3 protein-coding genes and 1 pseudogene are annotated in these 3413 nt (G+C 67.1%); all 4 read left to right on the top strand.

The window, feature by feature from the left end:
- Positions 1-26 precede the first annotated feature (26 nt).
- Entirely contained in the window at positions 27-176 is a 150-nt protein-coding gene (locus AC1D15_RS22880) for a cytochrome P460 family protein (RefSeq protein WP_477827774.1), read from the top strand.
- Positions 177-237: 61 nt separating this feature from the next.
- Positions 238-2319 carry a flagellar biosynthesis protein FlhA gene (gene flhA, locus AC1D15_RS22875; RefSeq protein WP_477827773.1) on the top strand — a complete coding sequence of 694 codons (2082 nt, stop codon included), beginning with the start codon at positions 238-240 and terminating at the stop codon, positions 2317-2319.
- Positions 2320-2372: 53 nt separating this feature from the next.
- Positions 2373-2966 (top strand): nucleotidyltransferase domain-containing protein, encoded by a 594-nt coding sequence (locus AC1D15_RS22870; protein ID WP_477827772.1) that lies wholly within the window; start codon positions 2373-2375, stop codon positions 2964-2966.
- 255 nt (positions 2967-3221) lie between these two features.
- Positions 3222-3413 (top strand): annotated as a pseudogene (locus AC1D15_RS22865) (flagellar biosynthesis protein FlhF); the annotation flags it as partial.

The raw sequence follows: 3413 nt of genomic DNA, 5'->3' as shown, positions 1-3413 counted from the left end.
GCTGGGGCCGGAGCGCGCCCGAGGCCCTGCGCAACGGCAACTGGGTCTACGCGAGCTACCTGCCGAATGGGCAGAAGAGCGGGGACGACACCGCCGCCTGCCGTGCCTGCCACCTGCCGCTGGCGGCGAAGGACTTCGTGCACCGCTACGACGAGCACTTCGCACAGCAGAAATAGCGCTGCCTTTGCCCTGCTGATCCGGCTCAAGTCCCGGCCGGGGTCCGGAACAATCCCGGGCATGAACGCATTGATGAAGCAACTGCAGGGCTGGCTCGGGCCGCACGCCAAGGCGATCAAGGCGCTGATGGCGCCGGTCTTCATCATCATGGTGCTGTCCATGATGGTGCTGCCGCTGCCGGCCTTCGCGCTCGACCTGCTGTTCACCTTCAACATCGCGATGGCGCTGATGGTGATGATGGTTGCCGCGTACATGGTGCGGCCGCTCGATTTCTCGGCCTTCCCGACCGTCATCCTGCTGACCACGCTGCTGCGGCTGTCGCTGAACATCGCCTCCACCCGCGTCGTGCTGCTGCAAGGCCACACCGGCCCGGGCGCGGCCGGCAAGGTGATCGAGTCGTTCGGCCATTTCCTGATCGGCGGCAACTTCGCGGTCGGCCTGATCGTGTTCGCGATCCTCGTCGTGATCAACTTCGTCGTGGTGACCAAGGGTGCCGAGCGCATCGCCGAGGTCGGCGCGCGCTTCACGCTGGATGCGATGCCCGGCAAGCAGATGGCGATCGATGCCGACCTGAACGCCGGCCTGATCGACGAGAAGGAGGCCAAGCGCCGCCGCCTCGAAGTGGGCAACGAGGCGGAGTTCTTCGGCTCGATGGATGGTGCCAGCAAGTTCGTGCGCGGCGACGCGATGGCCGGCCTGCTGATCCTGTTCATCAACATCATCGGCGGCTTCATCATCGGCGTGGCGCAGCACGACCTGTCGGCGTCGCAGGCGGCCGACAGCTACATCCTGCTGGCCATCGGCGATGCGCTGGTGGCCCAGGTGCCGGCGCTGCTGATCTCGGTGGCGGCGGCGATGGTGGTGTCGCGCGTCGGCAAGGAAGAAGACGTCGGCACGCAGGTCGCGAGCCAGGTCTTCAATTCGCCGCGCGTGCTGGGCATCACGGCCGGCGTGATCGGCCTGCTGGGCATCATCCCGGGCATGCCGCACCTGGTGTTCCTGCTGATCTCGGGCAGCATGGGCTATGCCGCCTGGTGGATGAACGAGCGCAACAAGCGCGTGAAGAACACCCCGCCGCCGGCCGCGCCGGTGGCCGAACCGAATGCCGAGGCCAGCTGGGACGACCTGCAGCCGGTCGACACGCTGGGCCTGGAAGTGGGCTACCGGCTGATCACGCTGGTCGACAAGAACCGCGAGGGCGACCTGCTGCAGCGCATCAAGGGCGTGCGGCGCAAGTTCGCGCAGGATGTCGGCTTCCTGCCGCCGCCGGTGCACATCCGCGACAACCTGGAACTCAAGCCCAGCATGTACCGGCTGACGCTGCGCGGCGCGGTGGTCGGCGAGGGCGAGGCCTTCCCGGGCATGCTGCTGGCGATCAACCCGGGCGGTGCCACCACCCAGCTGATCGGCACCCGAACCACCGACCCGGCGTTCGGGCTGCCGGCCGTGTGGATCGAGGAGCGCCAGCGCGAAGCGGCGCAGATGAACGGCTTCACGGTGGTGGACTGCTCCACCGTGGTGGCCACGCACCTGTCGCACCTGATGCAGCTGCACGCGGCCAAGCTGCTCGGCCGCGTCGAGACGCAGCAGCTGGTCGAGCACGTGACCAAGCTCGCACCGAAGCTGATGGAAGACGTGATCCCGAAGATGGTCGGCATCGCCAGCCTGCAGAAGGTGTTGCAGCTGCTGCTGGAAGAGGGCGTGCACATCCGCGACATGCGCTCGATCGTCGAGAGCCTGGCCGAGCATGCGGCGGTGGCGAGCGAGCCGGGCGAGCTGGCGCGGCGCATCCGCATCAGCCTGGCGCCGGCCATCGTGCAGCAGATCTACGGCCCGGTGAAGGAGCTCGAGGTGATCGCGCTGGAGCCGGAGCTGGAGCGCCTGGTGACGCAGGCGTTGAATTCGCCGCACGGCGCGGTGCTCGACCCCGGCGTTGCCGACACTCTGACGCGCAGCGCCGCCGCGTCGGCCAAGCGCCAGGAAGACCTCGGCCACCCGGCCTGCCTGCTGGTGCCGGACGTGATCCGCGCGCCGATGGCCCGGCTGCTGAAGCGCGCCGCGCCGCGGCTGCGGGTGCTGGGGCACAGCGAGATTCCGGAGACGCACTCGATTCGCATCGGGTCGATCATCGGCGCCAACTGATCGCGTCTCCTTTGCTGTTGATTCGACAGCATTTGCTGTAGAATTGACAGCAAATGAGCGACGTCCTGACAGCCCTGTTCGGCAGCAAGACCAAGGCACGCATCCTCGAAGTGCTGTTGTCGAACCCGGACCAGGCCTATCACTTGCGCGGCCTGGCCCAGGCGGCCGGCACGGATTCGGGCAACACCAGCAAGCTGCTGCGTGTTCTGGTCGAGGGCGGGGTGGTGCGAGCGCTGCCTGAGAGTCCATCGACGCGGTATTCGATCAACCTCGATTCGCCGCTGACCGAGCCGCTTCGATCCTTGTTTGCCCGCGCCGGCTCGCTGATGGAGGATCTTCGTACCAGGGCGCAAACGCTGGCCGCCGCCTACATTGCGGTCTTCGGGTCGCAGGCAGCAGGAACGGCAGACGCACTCAGCGACGTGGACGTGCTGGTCGTCGGTGAGTTGAGTTCGGTGTCCGCCCAGGCAGCCTTCAAGTCGGTCGGCCGCCAGCATCACAAGAGCATCAATGTCGTGGTCGTGTCGCCTCCCGAACTGGCGCTCCAGCTGAGCGCGGGCAGTGCGTTCTGGGCTTCCGTTGCAGCGGGACCCCGGGTCGACCTGAAGGGAACGTGGTCCGACCACACAGCCTTGCTGTCGCGTTAGCACCGCGGAACAGGGGGTCTTTCCCCCCTCTCATCCCTCTCAAGTTTCCGCCCCACCCCGGAACAATGACGGCACGCATCCACCGCGTCCGTCCATGACCTCTGCCTTCCTGTCCACCGCCGTGCCCCCTCGGCACGAAACATCCCAAATGAAGGGATTTACGGTGGCTCATCCCCGGACCGCGGCCGGCTGCGCTCTCACACACTGGATGCCATTGCTTGCCACTGGTTCCTGCTCGATCTCCTGGAGCTCCCGATGAACGTCAAACGCTTCACCGCCCGCACTTCGCGCGACGCCCTGACCCTGGTCCGCCAGGCTTTCGGCGAAGACGCCGTCGTGCTCTCGACCAAGCCCTGCGCCGAAGGCGTCGAGGTGCTGGCCATGGCGCCGGAAAGCGTTCAACAGATCGAGCGCCTGTCGGCCGCCGGTCCGATCCCGCCGTCGCCC

Source organism: Rhizobacter sp. P2_H2, assembly GCF_056403375.1.
This window is presented reverse-complemented; position numbering and strand designations above follow the sequence as displayed.

What these genes read in the sequence shown, in the direction of transcription:
- flhA (WP_477827773.1), top strand. Translation starts at nt 238, where the DNA reads ATGAACGCATTGATGAAGCAACTGCAGGGCTGGCTCGGGCCGCACGCC.
- AC1D15_RS22870 (WP_477827772.1), top strand. Translation starts at nt 2,373, where the DNA reads ATGAGCGACGTCCTGACAGCCCTGTTCGGCAGCAAGACCAAGGCACGC.